This window comes from Ruegeria sp. G2 (assembly GCF_056533505.1).
The window spans coordinates 1-24,678 of the sequence record NZ_JBQFON010000008.1 but is presented as its reverse complement, the minus strand read 5'-3'; the positions used below and the strand labels follow the sequence as shown (position 1 = coordinate 24,678).

At 55.6% G+C, this 24,678-nt stretch carries 19 protein-coding genes; 10 read left to right on the top strand and 9 right to left on the bottom strand.

Annotated features, from left to right (window positions below):
* Window positions 1–2 precede the first annotated feature (2 nt).
* Both bhcB and bhcA read right to left on the bottom strand, forming a co-directional pair.
* On the bottom strand, window positions 3–974 hold the full coding sequence (gene bhcB, locus ACR0DU_RS14910; RefSeq protein WP_480875607.1) for a beta-hydroxyaspartate dehydratase BhcB: 972 nt from the start codon (window positions 972–974) through the stop codon (window positions 3–5).
* Window positions 975–985: 11 nt separating this feature from the next.
* A complete protein-coding gene (bhcA, locus tag ACR0DU_RS14905; protein WP_480875604.1) occupies window positions 986–2,176 on the bottom strand; it encodes an L-aspartate--glyoxylate aminotransferase BhcA in 1,191 nt (396 codons plus the stop codon).
* A gap of 203 nt (window positions 2,177–2,379) precedes the next feature.
* Here bhcA and ACR0DU_RS14900 point away from each other — a divergent pair, with 203 nt between their 5' ends.
* Entirely contained in the window at window positions 2,380–3,201 is an 822-nt protein-coding gene (locus ACR0DU_RS14900; RefSeq protein WP_480875601.1) for an IclR family transcriptional regulator, read from the top strand.
* Window positions 3,202–3,208: 7 nt separating this feature from the next.
* On the opposite strand, the gene ACR0DU_RS14895 is transcribed toward ACR0DU_RS14900, so the two are convergent.
* Window positions 3,209–3,952, bottom strand: a complete 744-nt coding sequence (locus ACR0DU_RS14895) for a rhomboid family intramembrane serine protease (protein WP_010441853.1) — start codon at window positions 3,950–3,952, stop codon at window positions 3,209–3,211.
* Between the two features lie 42 nt (window positions 3,953–3,994).
* A complete protein-coding gene (gene putA, locus ACR0DU_RS14890) occupies window positions 3,995–7,393 on the bottom strand; it encodes a bifunctional proline dehydrogenase/L-glutamate gamma-semialdehyde dehydrogenase PutA (RefSeq protein WP_480875598.1) in 3,399 nt (1,132 codons plus the stop codon).
* 103 nt (window positions 7,394–7,496) lie between these two features.
* Between putA and ACR0DU_RS14885 the strand changes: the two genes are divergently transcribed.
* Both ACR0DU_RS14885 and ACR0DU_RS14880 read left to right on the top strand, forming a co-directional pair.
* Window positions 7,497–7,982: an Lrp/AsnC family transcriptional regulator gene (locus ACR0DU_RS14885; protein ID WP_260022948.1), complete on the top strand. Its 486-nt coding sequence runs from the start codon at window positions 7,497–7,499 to the stop codon at window positions 7,980–7,982.
* A 31-nt stretch (window positions 7,983–8,013) separates the two neighbouring features.
* On the top strand, window positions 8,014–8,571 hold the full coding sequence (locus ACR0DU_RS14880) for a tetratricopeptide repeat protein (protein WP_480875597.1): 558 nt from the start codon (window positions 8,014–8,016) through the stop codon (window positions 8,569–8,571).
* A 59-nt stretch (window positions 8,572–8,630) separates the two neighbouring features.
* Here ACR0DU_RS14880 and ACR0DU_RS14875 read toward each other — a convergent pair whose 3' ends face one another.
* Window positions 8,631–10,520 carry a PhoX family protein gene (locus ACR0DU_RS14875; protein ID WP_480875594.1) on the bottom strand — a complete coding sequence of 630 codons (1,890 nt, stop codon included), beginning with the start codon at window positions 10,518–10,520 and terminating at the stop codon, window positions 8,631–8,633.
* A gap of 170 nt (window positions 10,521–10,690) precedes the next feature.
* Window positions 10,691–12,334, bottom strand: coding sequence for a hypothetical protein (locus ACR0DU_RS14870; protein WP_480875592.1), 1,644 nt, complete (start codon window positions 12,332–12,334; stop codon window positions 10,691–10,693).
* A 251-nt stretch (window positions 12,335–12,585) separates the two neighbouring features.
* Between ACR0DU_RS14870 and ACR0DU_RS14865 the strand changes: the two genes are divergently transcribed.
* The 6 genes from ACR0DU_RS14865 to ACR0DU_RS14840 all read left to right on the top strand — a co-directional run bounded on the left by ACR0DU_RS14865 (window position 12,586) and on the right by ACR0DU_RS14840 (window position 21,000).
* Window positions 12,586–13,467, top strand: coding sequence for a LysR family transcriptional regulator (locus tag ACR0DU_RS14865; RefSeq protein ID WP_480875591.1), 882 nt, complete (start codon window positions 12,586–12,588; stop codon window positions 13,465–13,467).
* An 87-nt stretch (window positions 13,468–13,554) separates the two neighbouring features.
* Window positions 13,555–14,370 (top strand): putative hydro-lyase, encoded by an 816-nt coding sequence (locus tag ACR0DU_RS14860; RefSeq protein ID WP_319545019.1) that lies wholly within the window; start codon window positions 13,555–13,557, stop codon window positions 14,368–14,370.
* 20 nt (window positions 14,371–14,390) lie between these two features.
* A complete protein-coding gene (locus tag ACR0DU_RS14855; protein WP_480875589.1) occupies window positions 14,391–15,428 on the top strand; it encodes a TRAP transporter substrate-binding protein in 1,038 nt (345 codons plus the stop codon).
* Window positions 15,429–15,492: 64 nt separating this feature from the next.
* Window positions 15,493–16,056, top strand: a complete 564-nt coding sequence (locus ACR0DU_RS14850; RefSeq protein ID WP_480875586.1) for a TRAP transporter small permease subunit — start codon at window positions 15,493–15,495, stop codon at window positions 16,054–16,056.
* A 4-nt stretch (window positions 16,057–16,060) separates the two neighbouring features.
* Entirely contained in the window at window positions 16,061–17,344 is a 1,284-nt protein-coding gene (locus ACR0DU_RS14845) for a TRAP transporter large permease (RefSeq protein ID WP_010441863.1), read from the top strand.
* A 71-nt stretch (window positions 17,345–17,415) separates the two neighbouring features.
* On the top strand, window positions 17,416–21,000 hold the full coding sequence (locus ACR0DU_RS14840; protein WP_480875583.1) for a hydantoinase B/oxoprolinase family protein: 3,585 nt from the start codon (window positions 17,416–17,418) through the stop codon (window positions 20,998–21,000).
* A gap of 385 nt (window positions 21,001–21,385) precedes the next feature.
* Here the strand turns inward: ACR0DU_RS14840 and ACR0DU_RS14835 are convergent, their stop codons facing one another.
* The 3 genes from ACR0DU_RS14835 to ACR0DU_RS14825 all read right to left on the bottom strand — a co-directional run bounded on the left by ACR0DU_RS14835 (window position 21,386) and on the right by ACR0DU_RS14825 (window position 22,579).
* Window positions 21,386–21,655, bottom strand: coding sequence for an HAD family hydrolase (locus ACR0DU_RS14835; protein WP_480875580.1), 270 nt, complete (start codon window positions 21,653–21,655; stop codon window positions 21,386–21,388).
* Window positions 21,588–21,956, bottom strand: coding sequence for an adenylate/guanylate cyclase domain-containing protein (locus ACR0DU_RS14830; protein WP_480875881.1), 369 nt, complete (start codon window positions 21,954–21,956; stop codon window positions 21,588–21,590). The genes ACR0DU_RS14835 and ACR0DU_RS14830 overlap by 68 nt, the downstream gene beginning before the upstream one ends.
* Before the next feature lie 260 nt (window positions 21,957–22,216).
* On the bottom strand, window positions 22,217–22,579 hold the full coding sequence (locus ACR0DU_RS14825) for a hypothetical protein (RefSeq protein WP_480875578.1): 363 nt from the start codon (window positions 22,577–22,579) through the stop codon (window positions 22,217–22,219).
* 256 nt (window positions 22,580–22,835) lie between these two features.
* Here ACR0DU_RS14825 and ACR0DU_RS14820 point away from each other — a divergent pair, with 256 nt between their 5' ends.
* Window positions 22,836–24,545: an adenylate/guanylate cyclase domain-containing protein gene (locus ACR0DU_RS14820; protein WP_480875576.1), complete on the top strand. Its 1,710-nt coding sequence runs from the start codon at window positions 22,836–22,838 to the stop codon at window positions 24,543–24,545.
* The last annotated feature ends 133 nt before the right edge of the window (window positions 24,546–24,678 follow it).

Below are 24,678 nucleotides of genomic sequence, written 5' to 3'. Positions count from 1 at the left end.
CCTTACCCGTTGAGCCAGGGCAGTTTGTCCAAATCCACGTTGCCACCTGTGATGATCACTCCGACCCGCTTGCCTCGGAATGTGTCGGGGTTCTTGATAATGGTCGCAAGCGGGACAGCTGAAGATGGCTCCATCACTACCCGCAGGTATTTCCAGGTGAGCTTCATCGCGTCGATGATTTCTTGTTCGGACGCGGTGAAGATGTCGGTCACGTAGTTTGAAACGAAGTGCCAGGTGTTTTCCTTGAGCGGCACCAACAGACCATCGGCCACCGTTTTTGGGGCATCATCCGCGATAATATGACCTGCTTTGAATGAACGGTACGCATCGTCCGCCTGCTCGGGTTCAGCCGCGTAGATTGCGGTTTCCGGCGCCAGGTTTGACACAGTCAGGCAAGTGCCCGAGACCATGCCTCCGCCCCCGATCGGTGCGATTACCGCATCCACACCATCCGTTTGCTCCAGCAACTCGGCCGAACAGGTCGCCTGACCAGTGATGACGCGCGGGTCATTATAAGGGTGTACGAATTCGCCCCCGGTTCTGGCCTGAATCTCGGCGAACGTTGCTTCGCGGGAAGAGGTTGAAGGCTCGCATTCGGTGATCGTACCACCATAGCGACGTACTGCGTCTTTCTTGGCTTGCGGGGCTGTTCGCGGCATGACCACATTACAAGGAATACCTCGGCGACCCGCAGCATATGAAAGAGACAGTGCGTGGTTTCCGCTGGAATGGGTGCAAACGCCCTTGGTTGCCATCTCATCGCTTAGACCAAAGACAGCGTTGCTGGCTCCTCGCACTTTGAAAGCGCCGGCCTCTTGAAAGTTCTCACACTTGAAGAACAGCTGTGCGCCAGTCAGGTCATTTAGGTAATCAGACGTCATAACCGGCGTGCGCCGAATATGTGGCCTGATCCTTTCATGCGCTGCCAGCATATCTTCAATAGTCAGGTCAGCAACTGGGATTTGATCCAACATTATGGTCCTCCTCAGGCTGCAGCTTTGGCGTGGCCGGATGTTCCAGCACGATAAAATTCTTGTGCCGCCGCGACGCCGCTGCCCAGCTCAATTGGATAGTTCAGATCGGCCATCGCCATTTCTATCGTGGCCAAACCCGACAGAACCATCACATCCGTCAGACTGCCCAGATGGCCGATGCGGAAGGCTTTGCCATTCAACTCTCCCAACCCGATGCCGAACGAAACGCCATAGACGTTAAAGGCATGATCGGTCAGTTCGTTACTGTCGAACCCTTCGGGCACATAGATCGCGCTGACAGTATCGGAATATAGGTCCGGAGTCTGCGCGACGAGTTTCAGTCCCCATGCGTTGGCCGCGCGTCGAACCCCTTCGGCCAGGCGCGTGTGGCGGGCATAAACATTGTCCAGTCCTTCCTCGAACAACATCTTCAGGCTTTCGCGCATACCGTAGATCAGTTGCAACGGAGGCGTGTAAGGAAATCCACCCGAGGCATTGGCCGCCATCATGTCACGAAAATCAAAGAATGTCCGGGGCAGCTTCGCAGTTTCCATTGCTGCCAGCGCCTTGGGGCTAACACACAGGATTGCCATGCCGGTCGCCAGCATGAACCCTTTTTGCGATCCCGAGACAGCGATATCGACGCCCCACTGATCGAATTCAAATGGCATCGAGGCCAGCGAGCTGACGCAATCCACAAACAACATCGCTGGATGATTTGCTGCGTTCATAGCGTGCCGTACGGCCCTGATGTCAGAACGCACTCCGGTTGCGGTTTCATTGTGGGTTACCAAAACGGCCTTGATGTCGTGCGCTTTGTCAGCTGACAGGATCGCTTCAAAGCGGTCTGCAGGTGCACCAATGCCCCACGTGCATTCGACGATCTGAACGTCCAGCCCATGCCGTTCGCACAGGTCAATCCAGCGGTGACTGAAAACGCCGTATCGCGCGACCAAAACCTTGTCTCCTGGGCTGAGCGTATTAGTGATCGCTGCCTCCCAACCCCCGGTGCCGCTGGCGGGGAAGGTGATGATCTGACCCTCGGTCGTGCCGAAGACTTTCTTTGTATCCTCCAGCACCGGGGCGAAAGTCTCAACGAAATCCGGGGCGCGGTGATCTTGTGTCTGCACCTGCATGGCAAGGCGCAAGCGATCAGGTATGTTGGTTGGGCCTGGGATAAAGACCGGGTTTTGGTTCGACATGACTCAATCCTCTGCTTTGGAAATAAGTGTCGCTGGAACGGGCTTAGGTTGCAATTTTCTTGAAAAACATTTTCATTTTATTCATTAAATGGATAAGGCGCTGAAATGGATGGGAATTTAGTTTCTCAATTTTATTCCCATGGAATTGCGATCTGAAAAACTTGAATCAGTACGGACACTAATATCGGAAGGTGAGCTAGAAAATGGAGTCTCAGAAAAGGCCTCGTGGTCGGCCGAAATCGATGTTCAAGGAAAGCTCAGCCGGAACCATGCAGTCGCTGGACCGAGCGCTGGGCGTACTTACAACCGTCGCCGGGCTGGAACGTGTCGCGCTAAGTGACCTGGCGCGCGAGGTCGATGTACCAACTGCCACCACGCACCGTATTCTGGTGACATTGCAGAAGCACGGGTTCGTCAGTTTTGACGAAGAGCGGCAAGAATGGATGGTCGGTATCGAAGCGTACCGGACTGGTGCATCTTTCCTTCGGCGCAATTCCGTTCTCGAGATTGGTAGGCCAATCCTTCGTCGTCTGATGCTGGACAGTGGTGAGACCGCTAATCTGGCGGTGCCTGATGGGCCAGAAGTTGTCTTTGTCGGGCAGGTTGAAACCCAAAATCCGATCCGGGCCTTCTTTCCGCCAGGTGCGCGAACTCCAATGTATGCTTCGGGTACGGGGAAGGCGATTCTCGCTGCTCTGAGCGAGGATGGTTTAAACAAGGTGTTGGCTCGGACTGACTTGATTGCCTTTACCGAGAACACCAATCTCCCCCAAGCAGGGCTGCATGACGATCTGGCGGAGACCCGTAGGCGCGGCTGGTCTTACGATCATGAAGAGCGCTACGAGGGCATGTCCTGCATTGGCGCGGCGATCTTCAATGATCGCGCCGAACCCTGCGCAGGCATCTCAGTGTCCGGCCCAACTGTGCGGTTCAGCCTCGATCGCGCGCCTGAGCTGGGTATGCTGGTACGAAACGCGGCACAGGAGATTACCCATCTGAGTGGAGGTAGATCGCCCAGCCAGTGATCCGCGATTACTTGCGCGGCACTTTGGGAATACGTGATTGCGACAGCTTATACTTGTGTCCCGGGTGTGGAGGATGGCCATGGGTGCGGTCCCAGAATCCAGGGCCTCCGCGCTTGAGCCAAAGAGGGACACACAGGATCAGGCCAACAAAGAACCCTCCGGTATGGGCCCAATAGGCAACGCCACCCTCATCAGGATTGCTGGACAGGCTTCCAAAGAACTGAAGGCCCAGCCAGACCCCAAGCATGACAAATGCCGGGATGGTGAATATCCGAATATAGACAATCAGGATCAAAAGGATATCGACGCGCGCCTTTGGGAAAAGCAGAAGATAACCGCCCATGACCCCGGCAATTGCGCCGGAAGCGCCGATTGTCGGCACCAAAGAGCCAGGTGCCGAGACAACGTGGATAAGCCCCGCGCCGATCCCCGCCAGCAGATAGAATACAAGAAACAGAACATGCCCCATTTCATCTTCGAGATTATCGCCGAAGATCCATAGAAACAGCATGTTCCCGGCCAAATGCATCCAGCCCCCGTGCAGGAACATTGAAGTCACAAGCGTCTCGAGCCCATAGCCGTCGGTGATCCGTGCAGGAATGACGGCGTAGTCGAAGTAGAGCCGATTCATGGCCCGCGCATCGTCCATGATCCCTACATAGCCGAGGAAGATCAGGATATTTGCCGCCAGAAGGGCATAGACGACATACGGAGTACGCCCCGAAGGGTTATGATCGCGGATCGGAAACATGGCGCGACGCTGGGCTTTTCACCGCCCAGCGTCAAGGCCCGGTTATGCCGCACCTCCGAGTAGGGCGGCATTACCTCCGGCAGCGGTCGTGTCGACGCAGACATGGCGTTCGCCAAGAACACGCGCACGGTCAGGGTGACCGGGTATCAGTGGGATAATCGGACCATTGCGCCGGGCCAGATGCTGCTCGATCTGGCGGGCGGTGTCGTAGTCGCCCCACCACAATACGCCCGAGAAACCGGTCAGGTTTTCAAGCCGGTGTAGATCCAGCGCTCCGGTCATCCGGACTGCCGTTCCGCCCAAGCCTATAACAGCCTGCGCCTGTGCCTCGGCTGCATCGGGTCCAGGGCCCATACACAAGAGTGGATCACGCGCATATTCGGTCAATCGGTTTGATTCGCCAGTTGGGCCGGGCAGCGATTGCGTGCGAGGTGGGGCAGGTTGTCCTTCGGGTGCGTTCATCTCTGTCGCACTGTCCCAGTGTCCCGAAGAATTCTGCCGATCCGTGGCGCAGAACCGCGCCATATAATTCGGTCCGCCCGCTTTGGGCCCTGTGCCCGAAAGGCCCTCACCACCGAACGGTTGTGAGCCTACGATTGCGCCGATCTGGTTGCGGTTGACATAGATATTGCCGGCGTGGATCGCTTCGGTCACATGCTGCACGCGATCGTCGATCCGTGTGTGTAAGCCGAAAGTCAGGCCATATCCTGTGGCGTTGATTTCTGCGATAACCTTGTCGATCTCTTGCGCCTTGAAACGGGCGACATGCAGCACCGGTCCGAATATTTCACGTTCTAATGCTGAGATGCCGGGGATTTCGATCAGAGTTGGTGCGATGAACGTACCTTCGGGTGGGGTAGAGAGTTCTTTCAGAACCCGCCCCTCTGCGCGCGCTTTGGCGACGTGATCTGCGATACCCTGACGAGCCTGCTCGTCAATGACTGGGCCACAATCGGTTGAGATCAGCCAAGGGTCGCCAACTTGCAGAGCGTCCATTGCCCCTTGCAGCATTGTCAGAACATCCTCGCCGATATCCTCCTGCAGATAGAGACAGCGTAGGGCGGAACACCGTTGTCCCGCTGACTGGAAAGCGCTTTCGATGATCGATTGCACGGCTTGCTCCGGCAAGGCGGTGCTGTCCACGATCATGGCGTTCAAGCCGCCGGTCTCGGCGATCAGAGGTGTGCCGGGACGCATATGCTGGGCCATGGCAGACCGGATTTTCAATGCGGTTGCGGTCGAACCGGTAAAGGCCACACCCGAGACACGTTCATCTGAGGTCAGCGCTGCGCCCACTTTTGGTCCTCCGGGCAACAATTGCAGAACATCGCGCGGGACGCCTGCTTCGTGCATCAACTGAACAGCGCGATGTGCTATGAGGGGCGTTTGCGGGGCAGGGGCGGCGAGCACGGCATTGCCAGTGGCCAGCGCGGCCGAAATTTGCCCCGTGAAGATCGCCAGAGGGAAATTCCAAGGGCTGATACAGGTGAAAATCCCGGCAGGCTTGGCCGCCGGAATATTGGCGGCGTAATAACGTAGGAAGTCGACAGCCTCGCGTAGCTCGGCAACCGCATCGGGTACAGATTTCCCGGCTTCGCGAGCGAGCAGGGCGAATAGCTCGCCGTAGTGCGCCTCGTAGAGGTCGGCGGCTTTGTTCAGGACTTCAGCGCGGGTGGCTGCCGTGGCCTGCCATGGGCAGGCACTGGCAAGCGCCAGCTCGACATCGGTCGGACTGGCAACAGCAACTGAGCCCGGGCGGTCCTGCGGCCGGGCCGGGTTGATAACAGGCAAATCTGACTCGGGCTGAGCATCGTCCGAAAGCAATGGCCGGGCGTACCAGTGATGGGCGCGGTAAGCATCGCGCGCAATGTCGACCCGGTCCAGTGTTGGCGTATGATGCAAATCGAACCCTTTCGAGTTCGGACGCTCGGGTGCAAACAATTCTGGTCCGGTCGGCAGTGGTTTTGCGGGTGTCTGAATGGCTTGGAAAGGGTCTGCCGCAACAATTTCCGGTGCGACATCTTCATCAACAATCTGGTTGACGAAGGACGAATTCGCCCCGTTCTCCAGCAGACGCCGCACCAGATAGGCCAACAGGTCACGGTGCGCGCCGACAGGCGCGTAGATACGGCAGCGGGCGCTCTGCTTGTCGCGCACGATCTGATGCAGGGTCTCTCCCATTCCGTGCAGGCGCTGGAACTCGAACGGTTGGTCGTCAGCCATATGCAGGATTGCACTGACCGTATGGGCGTTATGGGTGGCAAATTGCGGATAGATGCGGTCGGTCATATCCAGCAGCTTGCGGGCATTGGCGATATAGGACACATCGGTCGCGGCCTTCTGGGTGAAGACGGGAAACCCATCGACGCCTTCGACCTGAGCGCGCTTGATTTCGGTGTCCCAATACGCGCCCTTCACCAACCGCACCATCAGCTTGCGGTCATGACGTTCGGCCATCTCGTAGAGCGTATCCAACACGAGACCGGCGCGGGGGCCGTAGGCTTGTACGACAATGCCGAACCCGTCCCAGCCTGCCAGTGCAGGCTCGGCCATGACTTCTTCGATGACCTGCAGCGACAGAGAGAGGCGATCGGCCTCCTCTGCGTCGACGTTCAGCCCCATGCCCGCGGCCTTTGCAAGCAGTGCCAGAGCCCGAAGGCGGGGCACCAACTCCTCCATGACTCGCTGTTCCTGCGCCAGTTCATAGCGAGGATGCAGCGCGGACAGCTTGACCGAGATACCGGGGTTTTCGCGGATGTCTTTGTGGGTGCAGGCTTCGGCAATGGCGGCGATGGCACGGGAATAGGACAGATGATAGCGGGCGGCGTCGGCTTCGGTCCGCGCGGCTTCGCCCAGCATGTCGTAGGAATAGGTATATCCTTTGTCTTCCATCCCCTTGGCACGTTTCATGGCTGACTGAATGGTCTCGCCCAGAACAAATTGGCGCCCCATTTCTTTCATCGCACGACCCACAGCAGTTCGGATCACCGGCTCGCCCAAACGTTTGATTGCCCCGCGCAAAGCGCCCACTGGCGAAGTCTTGTCCTCATCCAAAACGCGCCCGGTCAGCATCAGCGCCCATGTTGAGGCGTTCACCAGCGACGAGGATGATTGTCCCAAGTGCTTGCCCCAGTCCGATGGCGCGATCTTGTCTTCGATCAATGCGTCGATAGTGTCCGCATCGGGGACACGCAACAGTGCCTCGGCAAGACACATTAGCGCGACGCCTTCATCGGTGGACAGGCCGTATTCGGCTAGAAATACCTCCATCATACCGGGCGACGTGCTGGAGCGAATGTCGCGTACGAGCTGCGCCGCCGCCTTACAGATGTCGGCGCGGTCAGTTTGTGACAGGTCGGCTTGAGCGATCAAAGCGTCCAGCACGGTGGATTGCTCGGCGTAGGTTTGGGTATCGATCTTGGTGCGCAGGCTATGTGACATGTGTACTCCGGGGCTTTTGCCTAATATAACTGGCCTTGAGCAGGAGAATGGACTGAATTTTTTCTTCCGATAGTCGAATAGACCGAATTTACGGGGATAGATGATGCGAAACGACTTGTCCGGTCTTGATCAGTTCGATCAGGCCATCCTCACGGCGCTGGCCGAGGATGGTCGCATTTCAGTAACAGATCTTGCGCGCAAGATCGGCTTGTCGAAGTCCCCGACGCAAGCACGACTCAAGCGGCTTGAGGCGGACGGGATCATCACAGGCTATCGGGCCATGCTTGATCCGATCCGTTTGGGCCTTGATCATGTAGCCTTTGTCGAAGTGCGTCTGACGGATACACGCGAAAAGGCGCTGGCTGAGTTTAACGCGGCTGTGCGTAAGGTTGCCGAGATTGAACAGGCCCACATGATCGCGTCAAACTTTGATTACCTGCTCAAAATACGCACCCGTTCGATGTCGGAATACCGCACTGTTCTGGCCGAAAAAATCTCATCCCTGCCGCATGTTGCGAATACCTCTACTTTCGTGGCGATGGAGGCGGTGAAAGAAACCGGGTTACTGGCCCCGCTAGAAAACGGTTGACCTATGGGTTCTGGGGATCAGGTTAGAGGGGATGAAACTCGCATATGCCGTTTTCCTTGCCGTCTCTGCTGTGCAGGCCACCGCTGACTGCCCGGTCGCACCCGACCATATCTCTGGGATCGACTCTTTGATAGCGCAGGCTCAAGATGCGTCAACCGAGCAAGAAGCGCGAGGCATCTCTGGCCAGATGTGGCAGCTCTGGACCGATGCTCCGGATGCGAGGTCGCAAACCTTATTGGATCGTGGAATGTCCATGCGCGAAGCCTGGGATTTGGCTGGAGCGTTGGCAGAATTCGATGCTCTCGTTGCTTACTGTCCTGAATATGCCGAAGGGTACAACCAACGCGCCTTTGTCAATTACTTGCAGCAAGACTTTGGGGCGGCTCTGATTGATCTGGACCGGGCCATAGCGCTCTCGCCGAACCATGTTGCCGCGCTCAGCGGGCGGGCATTGTCGCTGCTGGGGCTGAAGCGCTTGGATGAGGCGCGCGCGGCGCTGAACCATGCACTGGAATTGAACCCCTGGCTATCCGAACGTGCCCTGCTTGCCCCGGGTGGGCTACTTGACCCGCCGGGCGAGGATATCTGAACAAAGCTGAAAACGCCCCCGAACCCGAGTTCGAGGGCGCTTTCACTCATTGGATCGGTTTAGCCAACAAGCCCGTTATCGGTACGTTTGATCGCGATCACCGATGAGCGTGGCGTGCCGCCATCGGGCCAATTGCTGCCCGGGTGCTGGATGCCCACGAACATGGTACGCAGGTCGGTAGACCAGGCCAGGCCGGTGACCTCGCAGCCATTCGGACCAGTCATAAAGCGCACGATCTCGCCGGTGGCAGGATCACCAACCAACATCTGGTTATTGCCATTGCCAGCGAAATCTTCTTCGTTGTTGTCTTTGCCATCCGTCTGAATCCAGACCAGTCCTGTCGAGTCGATCGCCATACCGTCTGGCGAGTTGAACAGGTTGCCCTCATTCACGTTCGCTGAACCAGCGCGGTCGTCCGAATGTACGGTCGGGTTTCCGGCCATGATATACAGGTCCCAGTCAAAGCCTGTGGCCGCGTGATCCTCATTCGCTGGGCGCCAGCGCACGATTTGACCGTATTTGTTGGCATCGCGCGGGTTTGGACCGTTGGCCGAGGTATCATCGCCACCGGCATTTGGTTTCACGCCGCGGTTCTTGTTGTTGGTCAGACAGCAATAGGCCTCAACTGCAACAGGGCTTGAGGCCACCCATTCCGGGCGGTCCATGGTGGTGCCGCCCACTGCCGAAGCGGCCATACGGGTAAAGATCAAGATCTCGGCCGCATCCATACCTGTAGAATCCGGCGTCAAAGGCAGCCACTCACCGCTCATGTCGTCGTTAAATTTGGCGACAAAAAGTGTTCCGTCATTCAGCAGATTTTCGGTGTCGACGCCGGGAGCGTAGGCAGCGTTCGAGACGAATTTGTAAAGGTACTCGCCGCGCTCATCGTCGCCCATATAGACCACGACACGACCGTCGGCCGCCAGCGCCACCTCGGCATTTTCGTGCTTGAAGCGGCCCAGACCGGTGTGCTTGACCGGTGTGCTGTCGGGCTTGGTCGGGTCGATTTCAACGATCCAGCCTGCGCGATGTGGTTCGTTAGGGTTTTTCGAGGTGTCAAAGCGTGGATCAAACGACTCGTAGCCATTCCAGCTTTCGGCCTTGATGCCATAGCGCTTCATGCCATCTGCGACCTTCTGGTCGTAGCTGGCATTTTCATCAGAGGAGCCGAAGTAACCGTTGAAATTCTCTTCGCAGGTCAAGTAGGTGCCCCAAGGCGTCTTGCCCGAACCACAGTTATTCATCGTACCCAGCGCCGCGGTGCCGGTGGGATCAGATTCGGTCTTCAGCAACTCGTGCCCCGCAGCAGGGCCGGCGATCCTCATCGGCGTATTGTGGTGGATCCGGCGGTTGAAAGGACTGTCCTTGACGGCCACCCAGCCCTCAGGGCCTTCCTTGATCTCCATCACAGTTACGCCCTGAATGTTTTGGAGTTTCAGAACGTCATTTGCGCTGGCAGGCACTCCCTCCTGCGCAGCAGGCAGGTTTATCTTGCGGTTCGGATATTCGTGGTTGATCGCGATCAACTCGTGGCCCTGGAATGAAAAGGTTTCCATCCCATCGGTGTTCTCACCAAAGATCTTGTCAGAGTTCTCAACCGAACCGCCATCTGTCAGATCATAACCGTCCGCTTCCGAAAACAGCGGATCACCCCAGCGCATCAGCATCTTCCACTCATAGCCTTCGGGAACGTGGACGGTGCCATCGGTCTGGGCAGGGATCGGGGTGAAGGCAAAGCGCGAAGCTCCAACAGCCTGTGCTGCGGTTGAGGTCAATAGACCTGCACCCATGGCTGCAGCACCCGATCCGAATGCTACAACACCCGCCAGAAATCCGCGGCGAGAGATGGCACTTTCGACGACGCGATCAAAATCGTTTTCCTCGGGGCGAGGGAAGTGCAGCTCATCCCAATCATCGGCGGACATGTTTGTAGGATCGAAGTCTTTCATGGATAGCTCCTGGCTGTCGGAATGCAATTTCGTTCAGCGGGTGTAGGGCGCTCACATGACAGAAATATAATAGTTTTATCAAATAATTTTTACACGTCGTTGGGGGGCAAACCAGTACTGATTTGCCCACGGGTCTGAACAAATTACAACCGCTACATAGGTGAGGACGGCTAGGCAGCTCTCACCTTGCTGCGGCAATAGCAGGATGCGTGAACCGGAACCGTCGCGCGCGCCGCCGCCTGATCCAGCAGGAGTTTGATATGCCGCGCTTCAGTCTCTTCGCCGCGCTGCACCAGACATTCGTGCAAGCCATGAAGACTCCAAATATTGCGCGGATGTTGGCAGGCGCGCGCCAGCGTATCGTCAAGGCCCAGATCGGCGCGGTAGACCGCTTCAGCCTCGTCAAATTGACCAGCCTCCATCAACAACGCGCCCAACGCGTGGCGCGTCGGCTGCATCCACCCCCAGGGTTCGTCATAGACCAAGGCGTCATCCAGTTCGACCGACCGACGTAGATGGGTTAGTCCGCCTTCATGGTCTCCGGATTTGAAAGCGATCTCACCATCCATCATGGCTTCGCCAATCATCAAAACATCCTCGGCTGTATTGTTGAAGACCAGACGGCTTTCTGGCACCGCCTTGCGCGCCTCAATAGCCACTTCACGGGCTTGGTAGGCGGCGTCCAGCTGTCCCAGGTTTGCAAGTGCGACCGCGCGTGCCTGTTGAATCGCGGCTGTTGTGTAGCTGTATAGTTCAGCATCTTCGGGCAATGGTTCATCCAGAATTTCCTGCCACATGCCAAATCGGACCATGACATGCACCTTCTTGCCATAAAAAGATTCAAATAGGTCTGGGAAGAACCGGATCACATTGTCAGGCAGCATCCGCATCAGCTCTTCCGATGCAGCGAGTGCCTTTTCAGGCTGCCCAAGGAACATGGCGCCGTAGGCTTCGAAATGCACATTGTGGACACGATAGACGGTATAAAAGTTCTCGCCACCTGCCGTCGCTTCGTATTTCTGGTCAACGGTGGCGGCTCGATGATTGCGCCAGACGACATTCTGATAGTCACCACAAAGAACATCGATATGCGTGGCCATATGCACCAGGTGTCCGCTATCTGGGACCAAATCGACCAGCCGATCCCCGTGTCGCAGGGCCTTTTCGGGTGTAGGCGACATCTCCATCAGATGGATATACATATGCAGCAGCCCTGGGTGGTCCCAAGCGCTAGGCAGGTTATCAAACGCTGTTTCCAATACGGTCTGTGCCTCTTTGGTCGAAGCCCCTTCGGCAGGTATCCCTTTCTTCAAATCCCAAAGCTGCCATGGGGTGCGGTTCATCAAAGCCTCGGCAAATACGGATGAGACCTCAAGATCGTCTGGATTGTTTGAATAGACCTCACGCATTGAGTCCGCGAACGCGTCATTCCAAGGTGTGTAATCCTCAATATCGGGGTCCGAAGGAAAACGATGTGATATCGCTTCGATCAAAGCGGCCTCGACCTGCGTAGATGTTTTGCGCAACGCCATAGCCGCCTCGATTGACTGTTGGGCTTTCTCGAGCGTTGCGACTTTTTCATCGGGCTCAAAAAACTCCCACGGCTTGTTGTAATTGGGGCCAATGGCATAGGCGACGCCCCAATGTGCCATGCCACATTTCGGGTCATATGTGAGTGCTTGTTCGAAACAGGCGGCTGCAGCCTCATGATTATATCCGAACAACCAGACCAGACCCTGGTCGAATAGTTCCTGAGCTTTATCAGATGAAGTTGTTATGGCACGACTATACGTGCCGAGGTCAAATTCGGTCATCAATCAATCCCCCGTGTGATATCCGCCGAGGAAGAGCGAGCAGCGCCTGTCGGCGGATGTCTGAAGGATAGCACATTTTGAGCGGGGCTTTGGGGGCACTAAGAATAGCGTCTGAAAAAGCGTGTATCGGAATGATTTCGCTTCTTGGCGATCGTGAGTGCATGGAATACTCAGCGTCCGTGCTGAGAGGGCGTTGTGTAGTGGTAATACGATAGTAAGATCAGGACCGTTCTCAGCAGAAAGCGATCAGCGTGTCTCGGCTCAAACTCGATCATCTACAAACATTTCTTGCTGTCGTGCGCTTCGGCAGTGTCAGCAAAGCAGCCGATGTGCTCAACCTTACGCAACCTGCCGTGACAACGCGCATCAAGTCCCTTGAAGACGTCTTGGGAACGTCGTTGTTTGAACGTGAAAGCGCCGGAATGCGCCTGACCAAGCGTGGGGATATGCTGATCCACTATGCCGAGCAATTTCAGCACCTTTCCGATCTGGTCGAAGAGCACGTTGTGGACACGAGCGCTGTTGACAGGTTGATCCGCCTTGGCGTGTCCGAAACCATCGCACAAAGCTGGTTGCCCGAATTCGTCGGTGCGTTGCGCGCAAAATACCCCTCTCTCAAGATCGAGATCAGCGTCGACATTTCATTGAACCTACGGGACCAGTTGCTGGGGCGTGAAATCGATCTGGGTATCCTGCTTGGGCCGGTCTCGGATTACACGGTTGACAACGTGGTATTGCCGGATGTGCCACTGGCATGGTTCCAGGCGTCGGGTGGACCTGTTGGTCAAAATATCGATCTGGCCGGCATTCCCATCGCGACCTACGCCAAGAACACTCGGCCGTACCGGGTATTGAGAGCCGCTCTGTACGAACGGTTCGGTTCCGGAATCTCCCTTTTCCCGTCCTCCTCATTGTCATCTTGCTTTCGGATGGTTGAGGCTGGGCTATGCGTAGGCGCCCTCCCGATCTCGCTGGCAAAAAAACTGGTGCAAGAGGGAAAACTGGTCGAATTCAACCCGGGATGGGTTCCCGAACCCCTTCAATTTTCTGCGTCTTATCTGGGTGATCCACGCAACCATCTGCTTGAGGCTGCAGCGGGTATCGCCAAGGAAATAGCGCTTCAACAAGCATAAAAATTTTTTATGTAGAAGCCAAAAATAATACAATTTGATTTTATGCCTCGGTCACACGAACGTATTCCAAATGAGGGAGGCGTCGTGATGAACGATCTGTTTGAGCCACTAAAATCTGCGACAACAGAGTCTGTGCGCGCGCAGATCAGGTCACAGGCCTATCGCGGGCACACTGCCGGTTTGGGCGGAAATACCCTGCAGGCCAACCTGGCGATATTGCCCGAACCTTACGCGTTGGATTTCATGCGCTACTGCCAGCGAAATCCAAAACCCTGTCCGATTGTTGGTGTTTCCGACACAGGTAATCCGAACATGAACACCTTGGGCAGTGATATCGATATCCGCACCGATACTCCGGCCTACTACATTTATCGCGATGGCATTCACACCGACACGGTTTATGATCTTGAGAACCTGTGGCGTGCTGATTTTGTGGCTTTCGCATTGGGGTGCTCGTTTACCTTCGAACATGCATTGCAACAGGCCAAAGTACCGCTCTGGCACATCGAAAACGACCGCACTGTGCCAATGTTCGCGACCAGCATCCAGACGATAAAATCCGGTCCGTTCGAGGGACCCATGGTCGTCAGTATGCGGGCGATCCCTAATGCAAGGGTCGACGAGGTTGTCGAAATCTCGCGCAAGTTTCCTTTGGCGCACGGCGGTCCGGTGCATTGGGGCGATCCTGCGATCATTGGGATCGCCGACATTAGCAGCCCCGATTGGGGTGATCCGGCTCCGGTCCCGGACGGAACCACGCCAATGTTCTGGGCTTGTGGCGTCACACCTCAGGCTGCGATCAAGAATGCCAAACCTTCAATCGCGATCACACACAAACCGGGTCACATGCTGATCACCGACATCGCTGATGACGCCGAAACACCAATCTACCAATCAAGATGATGCAACAGGAGAGAAACCAGATGAAGAAACTCGCAACAACACTCGGCGCGCTCGCTGTTTCAGCAACCGCTGCAATCGCCGACAGTCCCGTGGTTCTGAATGCAGTTGGAACTTGGTCCAGCCTTACGAATTACCAGAAACACGAAGAGCCTTTCTTTAACCAGAGGCTCAACGAGGCATCAGGTGGAGAAATAGTCGGAAAGATCCAATCGCAATCCGGTTTGGGGCTAAAAGGCTTCGAGATCATGCGCATGGTCAAGAACGGCGTCTTTGACTTTGCATTCGGGTTGCCTGGCTACGTCGCTGCTGAAAATGCGATCTTCGAAGGTGCAGATTTGTCTACCCTGACACAGGATATCGACACTCAACGAAAGGTGGCCGATGCCTATTTCCACACGCTGTCCGCGGCGTTCGAAGAAATCTACAATGCCAAGCTGTTGATGCTGTACCCGTTCCCAAGCCAAACCTTGTGGTGCAACGCCGAAGTGAACGGGATTGCCGATCTGGAAGGCAAGAAAATCCGTGTCTATTCGACGACCTTGGGTGATTTTGTCGAGGGCGTCGGGGGCACATCCGTGACCGTCGCCTTTTCCGAGGTTATCCCGGCACTGGAGAAAGGTGTCGTCGACTGTGCGATTACGGGGACGATGTCAGCCTATACAGCCAAGTGGAACCAGGTCGCCACCCACGCTTATACCTTGCGTGTCGGTTGGGGTCTCGCATTCGGAGCCATGAACCTGGACAAATGGAACAGCCTGTCGCCCGAGCAACAGGCACTCTTGGAAACCGAACTCGCAGCGCTGACGGACTCCATGTGGGCCGAGACTGCAACCGAAGATGACATTGCGATTTCATGCATCACTGGCGGCACATGCGAGATCGGAGAAGCCGGATCCATGACGCTCGTCGAACCCTCGGCAGACGATCTGTCCGCACGGGACAAGATCGCGACCGATGTCGTGCTGGCCCGTTGGGCGGAACGCTGCGGCGCCGATTGTGCCGCAAATTGGAATGAAACCGTTGGCCCGATCCTTGGCCTGAAAGCCGAAGCCAAGTAATCCGGCCTATTCAGTGGGGCGGCCGGACTCCCGCCGCCTCACCACAAAACATCAGGTTATCAAAATGTTAGACAAGCTCTTAGGCGGCGCGCAGAGGCTCAGCCTCTGGATGACGTGGCTGGGCGGTACACTGATCGTGTTTTCGGCCTTCCTCATCACTCTCGAAGTCTTTCTGCGCAAAGTTTTCAACATCTCTCTGGGCGGGGCGGACGAAATCTCGGGCTATGCCTTCGGTGTGGCAACCGCTTTGGCGCTGTCTTTTGCGCTGTTTGAACGCGCGCATATCCGGGTTGACGCTCTGCTTGGAGCAATTCCCAAAGCGCTGCACCCGTTTATCAACCTGTTTGGCCTCGTGCTTTTGACGGGGTTTGCGTTGGTCATCGTTGTGATGGTGTGTGGAATGGTGGCGGATACGCTGGCTAACGGTTCCCGATCAATTACGCCGATGCGCGTTCCGCTGGCCATTCCCCAGATACCGTGGCTCTTGGGTTGGATGTTCTTTGTAGGCTCGGGCGTTCTGATCGCTCTGACCGCGATCCGACAGTATTTCCGAGGCGATCTGGCCGCAGTGCAGGACCTGATCGGCGTGAAATCCCTGGACGAACAAATAGAAGACGAGACGGTATAGACCAATGCTGATCAAGACACTCCTGATCCTTCTTGCTCTCATCGGTCTGGCCGTTCCTATTGCCGCCTCGTTGGGTTGGCTGGGCCTGATCCTGCAATGGACCGATAGCCCGATGCCGTTGCACCGCGCAATATCGGATATGGCATGGCAGACCAGCACGGACTTTCTGCTGGTGGCAATCCCGATGTTCGTAATGATGGGAGAGATCCTTTTGCGTGCTGGCATCACCGAACGGATGTACGACGGTATCGTCAAATGGCTTGGATGGTTGCCGGGTGGGTTGATGCATTCCAATATCGGATCCTCGGCCCTGTTTGCGGCAACGTCTGGGTCATCCGTAGCCACAGCCGCAACCATCGGAACGGTGGCTGTGCCGCAGATCAAAAAACGGGGTTACAACGAACGGCTGTTTCTCGGCACCGTGGCTGCCGGAGGAACGCTCGGCATTCTCATCCCGCCTTCGATCAACCTGATCCTGTATGGTTTGTTGACCAATACGTCCGTGCCGGAACTGTATCTGGCGGGCTTCCTGCCCGGATTTCTGCTGGCACTGCTGTTCATGGCGACCGTCGTTGTGGCATGCATGATCAGGCCGGAATGGGGCGGGGACCAATTACGCCACAGCTGGGCAGAGCGGCTTGCTGCACTTCCCGCACTGATCCCGCCACTTGGCATCTTCATGGTAGTCGTCGGCTCCATTTATGCGGGACTGGCAACTCCGACAGAAGCCGCAGCTTTGGGGGTTGTTGCCTCGATGGCGCTTGCGGCGTTCAACGGCAAGATGTCGATGGAAACCATGCGTCACGCAATTGAAGGCACGATGCGTACGACGGCCATGATCATGCTGATCATCATAGCTGCGGTGTTCCTGAACTTTGTCCTTTCAATCATCGGTCTGACCCAAGCTCTGACCGATTTCGTCACAGGGCTGGGCTGGAGCCCCATGCAAACCATGTTGATGATCGTCGCGGTGCTGATCCTGATCGGCTGCTTCATGGAGACGCTTTCCATGCTGTTGACCATGGCACCGCTGGTTACACCGATCGTTGTGGCGCTTGGCTTTGATCCGGTTTGGTTTGGCATCTTGTTGATGGTACTTCTGGAAACCGCTCTGATCACGCCGCCCATTGGGATCAATCTGTATGTGGTGCAGGGGATCAGAAAAGCAGGGCCCATGATGGATGTGATCCGCGGCGCATTGCCATTTGTTGTCACCATGTTCGTCATGCTCGGGCTTCTTTTGGTCTTTCCTAAGCTCGCAACCTGGTTGCCTTCTCTGGTGTACTAAACCGCCAAGGCACCTTTCCACTTTCATGAAATTCAATGCCGGTTTGTCCGGCAAACAGAGGAGTTATGTCCATGTGGCAGTTTTGGGTTGATCGAGGTGGCACGTTCACCGACATCGTTGCACGCAAGCCGGATGGGAGTTTGCAGACACATAAGTTGCTGTCCGAGAATCCTGAGCGCTATGCTGACGCCGCCGTACAAGGGGTCCGTGAATTACTGGGTTTGGAAAGTGATCAGGACATCCCAAAAGGGTCAATTCGTGCGGTAAAGATGGGAACCACGGTCGCGACCAACGCGCTGCTTGAACGGAAAGGCGACCGAACCATTCTGTTCATAACGAAGGGGCTGCGCGATCTTTTGCGGATCGGATATCAGAACCGTCCTCGCCTGTTCGACCTGAACATCCAACTGCCCGAGCTTTTGTACGAAGACGTAGTCGAAGTCGAAGAACGCATCGCGGCGGATGGCGAGGTCGTAACGCAGCTGGATATCGACAAAACGAAAACCGCTTTGGAAAAGGCCTATTCGGAAGGATATCGTTCCGTCGCTGTCGCGCTTATGCACAGCTTTCAGCATCCCAATCATGAAAAACTGATTGGCGAGCTGGCGCGTGCCGTTGGGTTTCCACAAATCTCGCTTAGCCACGTGGTGAGCCCGCTGATCAAACTGGTCGGCCGCGGAGATACCGCAGTGGTTGATGCCTATTTGTCACCCATTCTTCGCCGATATGTAGAGCAGGTAGCGAAAGCTCTGGGCGCGGATGAAGGCGGGTGTAATCAATTGATGTTCATGCAGTCTAACGGCGGCTTGACTGACGCTGATCTCTTCCAGGGCCGTGATGCCATCTTGTCCGGGCCGGCGGGCGGTGTCGTCGGGATGGTACGCACCGCTGCAGATCATGGCTTTGACAAACTGATTGGTTTCGACATGGGTGGTACGTCTACGGACGTGTGTCACTATGCCGGTGAATATGAACGATCCTTTGAAACCGAGGTTGCTGGCGTCCGGATGCGTGCGCCGATGATGTCGATCCATACGGTCGCTGCAGGTGGCGGATCAATCCTGTCCTTTCGCGATGGCAGGATGCAGGTCGGGCCGGAAAGTGCTGGCGCCAACCCCGGACCTGCTGCCTATAGGCGCGGCGGCCCGCTGACCGTCACCGACTGCAATGTCTTGCTTGGTAAACTGCAGCCCGAGCATTTCCCTTCGGTTTTCGGCCATGAAGGCAACGAACCGTTGGACAAAGAAATTGTGCGCAGAAAATTTGAATCTCTGGCGGCCGAAATGCGCACGGATAAATCAATTGAGGAACTTGCCGAGGGCTTTTTGCGGATCGCTGTTGAGAACATGGCGAACGCGATCAAGAAAATCAGTGTGCAACGCGGTTACGACGTTACCAAATACACTATGAATTGCTTTGGCGGCGCCGGGGGACAGCACGCCTGTCTGGTCGCCGACGCGCTGGGGATGGAACGGATTTTTATTCACCCTTATGCAGGCGTTTTGTCAGCTTTTGGTATGGGTTTGGCGGACATCACAGCGATCCGGGAACACCAGTTCCAGTCCTCTATTCTGGATCCAGAGGCACAGAATATCTGTGATGCTCTGGCACAGTCCGCTACGGCTGAGGTTGCAGCGCAGGGTGTGGCCGAAGTAGATATTTCGATCTCAGCAACTGCCCATATCCGTCCCGCGGACGCTCAGCAAAGTCTGTCGGTGCCGTTTTCCGACCCGGATACGATGCGTGACGCATTTGTCGTGGCGCACAAGCAGCGCTTTGGCTTCACGCCGGATACCAGCGATCTGATCATCGAGATGTTGGTGACAGAGGCAATCGGAAAGACGGGTGAGCAGGTCACTTTGCCCGACAACACCGCGGCCGAGGCCACTCAGGTTCCGGTGACGATTTATTGCAGTGGGCAACGCAAACAGGTTCCCCTTATTGATCGGACGGAGCTTGGCATAGGCCAATCGATCAAAGGTCCGGCGATCTTGACCGAACCCACCGGGACAAATGTCGTCGAAGCCGGCTGGACCGCCACCTGTCTGAGCGGTGGCAACCTAGTTCTGACGCGGGAGATACCACTGCAGCGGGTTGAGGCGGTTGGCACAAATGTCGATCCGGTTATGCTGGAAGTGTTCAACAACCTTTTCATGTCTATCGCCGAACAGATGGGGGCGACCCTCGCCAATACGGCGTATTCAGTGAATATCAAAGAACGGTACGACTTTTCCTGCGCGATATTTGACCAAAACGGTGATCTGGTTGCCAACGCACCGCATGTGCCCGTGCACTTGGGCTCGATGTCGGAAAGCGTTCGAACGATCCTGCGCCAAAACAAGGGTAAGATCCGTCCAGGCGACGTATTCATGATGAATGACCCCTATAACGGCGGAACCCACCTTCCCGACGTCACCGTTATCACCCCAGTTTTTGACGAAGCGGGTGAGAAAATTGTGTTCACCGTCGCCTCGCGCGGCCATCACGCTGATATCGGAGGTAAAACCCCCGGCTCGGCTCCGCCTGACAGTCACCACATAGAAGAGGAAGGCGTGTTGATCGACAACTTCTTGTTGGTCGATCGGGGTGAATTGCGTGACGACGCGGCGCGCGAACTGTTGGCGTCGGGGCGTTACCCCTGTCGCAATGTCGATCAGAACATGGCGGATCTTGCGGCGCAGATTGCCGCGAACGAGACCGGAGCGGTCGAGCTGCGCAAGATATCGGCACAGTTTGGTCTGCCAACAGTCCACGCCTATATGGGGCACGTTCAGGACAACGCTGAGGAGAGTGTGCGACGGGTTCTCGACGTCCTGCGAGATTGCAGCTTTTCCTACCCATTGGACGGAGGGGCAAAAATCGAAGTTGCAATTTCGGTAGACAAGGCATCCCGAACCGCCACCATCGATTTTTCGGGCACTTCCGGCCAATCACCGCTCAACTACAATGCGCCACTGGCGATTTGCCGTGCCGTTGTCTTGTACGTGTTCCGAACGTTGGTCGGCAGCGACATTCCGATGAACGAAGGCTGTATGAAACCTCTGAATCTGATTGTTCCGACGGGAACGATGATCAATCCCAACGCGCCCGCGGCTGTCATTTCCGGCAATACTGAAGTCTCACAAGCCATTGCGGACACCCTTTATGGTGCACTTGGGGTTGTTGCAGGCAGCCAGGGCACGATGAACAACTTTGTCTACGGCAATGCAACCTATCAAAATTACGAAACCATCTGCGGAGGGACCGGAGCTGGCAAGGGCTTTGACGGTGCCAGTGCAGTACACAGCCACATGACAAACACCCGTATGACGGACCCGGAGGTACTGGAAAGCCGGTTCCCGGTGCGGTTGGAGGAGTTTTCGATCCGCTCTGGTTCGGGCGGGACCGGTGAGTTCCAAGGTGGCGATGGTATCCGCAGGCGGTTGCGGTTCTTAGAAGAAACAACCGTGACCGTCCTTTCGTCCCACCGGGATATCCATCCACACGGTGCCTCTGGCGGCGCCCCGGGCGCGACGGGACAGAACGCTATTGTCCGCGGCAACGGGTTGGTTCAAGAGCTTAGCGGTAACGACCAGTCAGTACTGCTTCCGGGAGATGTTTTCGTAATGGAGACACCAGGCGGAGGTGGGTTCGGCCAACCAGACAAAATGGTATGATTTGGAGATACATGATGAAATAGGGATTGTTGTGGCAAAAGGGTGCTCTTGACTTGCTCGGGATGTGGCGAAAACGCTTTTTTTGACAGGAAAAACAGCTGAGACCAGCTTCGTCCAGTGACGCTGGCCCGCTGCCAATCGGCTATTGCTAGTGTTATGAACGACCGCTTTGGGGATTCGGTTTTGAAGCGTCGAATTGGTGTTTGAAAGGCCGCTCTGGGCCACCCCGTGTCAGTTATTTGCGGGGCAGGGGGCTTTGCTGCACCGGCACCGAGGTCAGCATCGAACCCATTCTGCAAAATGCTGCGTTTCGAAGGACTGGTGGAAGATAGACTATACCTAACACCAACGGCGGCAATTAAATGCCCGTGCTTCAATCGATAAGCTATAGGACGCTCATGCCCGCGTCTATTGCTGCCTGAACACCTTGCGGTGAATCCTCGATAACCAAAACGTCGTTTTGAGGTACCGCCAAACGTTTTGCCGCTAGTTTGAATAACTCTGGCGAAGGTTTTGGCCGAACGCCGTCAGAGATACTGATCAAATGGTCGAAAAGATCTCTCGTCCCTACGGCTGCAAGTGACTGCTCAGCGACACTTCGTTCCGCATTCGTTGCGACCGCCAATGAAATCCAGCCTTCTTTCAGTGCCAACATTGCCGTAAACGGCAGCCCCCATGTGCAGACCAATACCAAAGTCCATTCGGTCCTCAGTCAAGATTTCCTCCCGCCTTTGGAATGATTCTCTTGCGGCCGACAATGCTGCTTCACACACGTCCTCTGGTAACCTTCTTCGTCCGTCAAACGGGAATATCGCAAGCAAGCCGTCGCCAACAAATTTTAGAACTTCTCCCCCGTGGTCGTGAACCGCGCCGGCAACACAGTCAAAATAGCGGTTAACTGCCGCGACGTATTTACTCGGAGACAGACGTTGACTTAGGGCCGTCGAGCCATGCATGTCACTGTACAGAAGAGCACAGTCGATCTCTCGAACATCGCCACGCGATATTTGTCCACTTAAGATAGAGCGACCTGAATTCCTGCCCAAATGTGCTTCCATCAATTCGGCAGCCAAAAACTGCTCAGAGAAAACACGTGCCGTCCCAAAAAAGGTGTGGACAGACGCCTAAGACCATTGATCTCACGGTCAGAAAAAACGAGGTAGTCAGTGATGCCCGATGCGGCAAGCTCTTGGTATATTAGGTAGTTTTCCCAGACCTACGGATCAGTGAGATCAGCGCGAATTGACGGCATCATTTCAAATTTGCCATCCATGCTGTCGACCAAGTCCCAAATCTCGGTATTCATGAACTTCTTAGCGAGTTTTTCTGTTACTTTGGTGTTTTCACCAAATGGAGCTTTGTCAAAAAGATCATCCGTAACCGAACTCCGTGGCATAACAGTCCAATCCATTCGGTCGCTTGAAGCATCCCAAGTCGCATCAAGCAGCCCAACAACGGGGTGCATTATCAAACGACCAAGTGAAACACGCGCGACCGGAACTCCACCATCGACCAACCGATGGCTTAAATACTGGACTAAACCACCGATATCCCCATCGAAAAAGGCCAGCTTCTGCAACCAGTCTGAAATGCGGTCAAATACATCTCACATAGTACTCTCCTCAACCATATTGTGTTACAGCTAGTTGTTCATGTCATTCGGTTTATTGGTGGGGGGTTTGCGAATGATCAGCTTGGCATATGGATGCTGCAATGCACCTAAGGTAGGAGCGAGCCAAAAGCGGTTGCGCTTTCCCAATGGGACCTCTTTGCCAAAATATCTGGCTGACAGTGCTATTTCTTCTAGCTAGCTTCCAACAAGCGGGGGGAGAAACATGGAAAAGAGGCTTGCTGCAGTGCTGGCGGCTGATGTCGCCGGATACTCGGCGTTGATGGATCAGGACAGGGACGGAACGCTCAAAGCACTGAAGATTTTCCGTGAAGATCATTTGATACCCGCTTTGGCAGTTCATGAAGGACAACTGATCAAAAGCATGGGTGACGGCTGGATTGTCGAGTTTCGCTCCGCATCAGCCGCGACAGAATTCGCGATTGCTGTTCAGATCGCTGACCGACCAAAGGAGATCCAAATCCGCATCGGTATACATACCGGGGAAGTCGTTTCGGAAGGCGAGGACATATTCGGTGACGGTATCAACATAGCTTCCCGCCTGGAGGCATTAGCAGAACCGGGGCAGATACTGCTTTCAGACACAGCACATAACAGCTTAGACAGGAATGCCGCCGCGTCGTTCTCTGGTGGCCAGCAGACTGAGTTGAAAAACATTACTCGCCCCGTTGGTGTCTGGCAGTGGCCCGTCGGTTCGGCGACGACAAGTGCATCTGTCAAATCTGAGAAACCCGGTATTGCTGTGCTGCCGTTTGACAATATGTCGGGCGACCAGGAGCAAGAGTTTTTCGCCGACGGAATTACCGAGGACATCATAACAGAGTTGTCTCGATTTCGTTGGTTGATGGTCGTGGCGCGAAACTCATCTTTCACGTTTAAAGGAAAGAGTACCGACATTCGCGAAGTCGGGCAGGCGCTCGGCGTGAGATATGTGCTTGAGGGGTCGGTAAGGCGAGCAGGCCAGCGCCTTCGCATTACAGGACAGTTAATTGATGCAGAGAATGGCAGTCATCTTTGGGCTGATCGTTTCGATGGAACGCTGGACGATGTTTTTGACCTGCAAGATCAAGTCACACAGGAAGTTGTCACGGCGATCGAACCGTCCGTTCGCCATGCCGAGACGGTCCGCGCTCGGGCGAAACCGACGGAAAATTTGGATGCCTATGAACTTTATCTTCAGGCTCAATCACACTTTCATCTGCTGACGGACGAAGACAACCGTGAGGCCATTCGCCTTACGCGTCTGGCGTTGGAGCGCGATCCCGATTACCCGTCGGCAGCTGGATTGCTTGCGTGGTTGCATATCCAAAGGATGGTGCAGGGGCTGAAACCGATTGACGAAGGGCCAAAGGCTGCCGTCGCCGCAGCGGAACGTGTATTGTTAAGTGATCGCGCGGATGGAATTGCGTTGGCTTACGCCGCACACTCGATCTCGATGCTTGCACAAGACCTGCCGCGCGCGCGCGCAGTTTTCAAACAAGCACTCTCTGAAAATCCAAACGCTGCGATCGTTCATATGCTCGCTGGCATCAATCTGAATTTTCTCGACAGACCCGAAGAAGCCCTAGAACACGCTACACACTCGATCAATCTCAGTCCAAAAGATCCGATGCGGCACGCAGCCTATGTCGGGCAAGCCTCCGCATTTTTCCAACTTGGGCGCTATGCCGAAGCTGTAGAGGCCAATCGAAACGCCTTGGCCATTAGGGCGAAATTCGTGATTACGCATCTCATGCTCATCGCATCCCTGGCTCAAAACGGAGACCTTGAGTCAGCAACGGCTGCGGTCGCTGAACTGAAGGAACTTCGTCCCGATCTCGACATCAAAGAGCAAACGAGACTGCCCATATTCAGCGTTCCCGAATGCTCGGAGCAATGGCGGGAAGGATGGTTAAATGCAGGCCTTCCAATCTGAGATAGAAAAACCAAAAAAGTGATCCAATCCGGAGGCTTCGTTGGATGTGTCGCAAATATTTGGAACGGCCAAAGTCAGCGACTTGCTGGATACACCTATCCTGCGATCTCGGCGAATAGCTGAAAGCCAGACG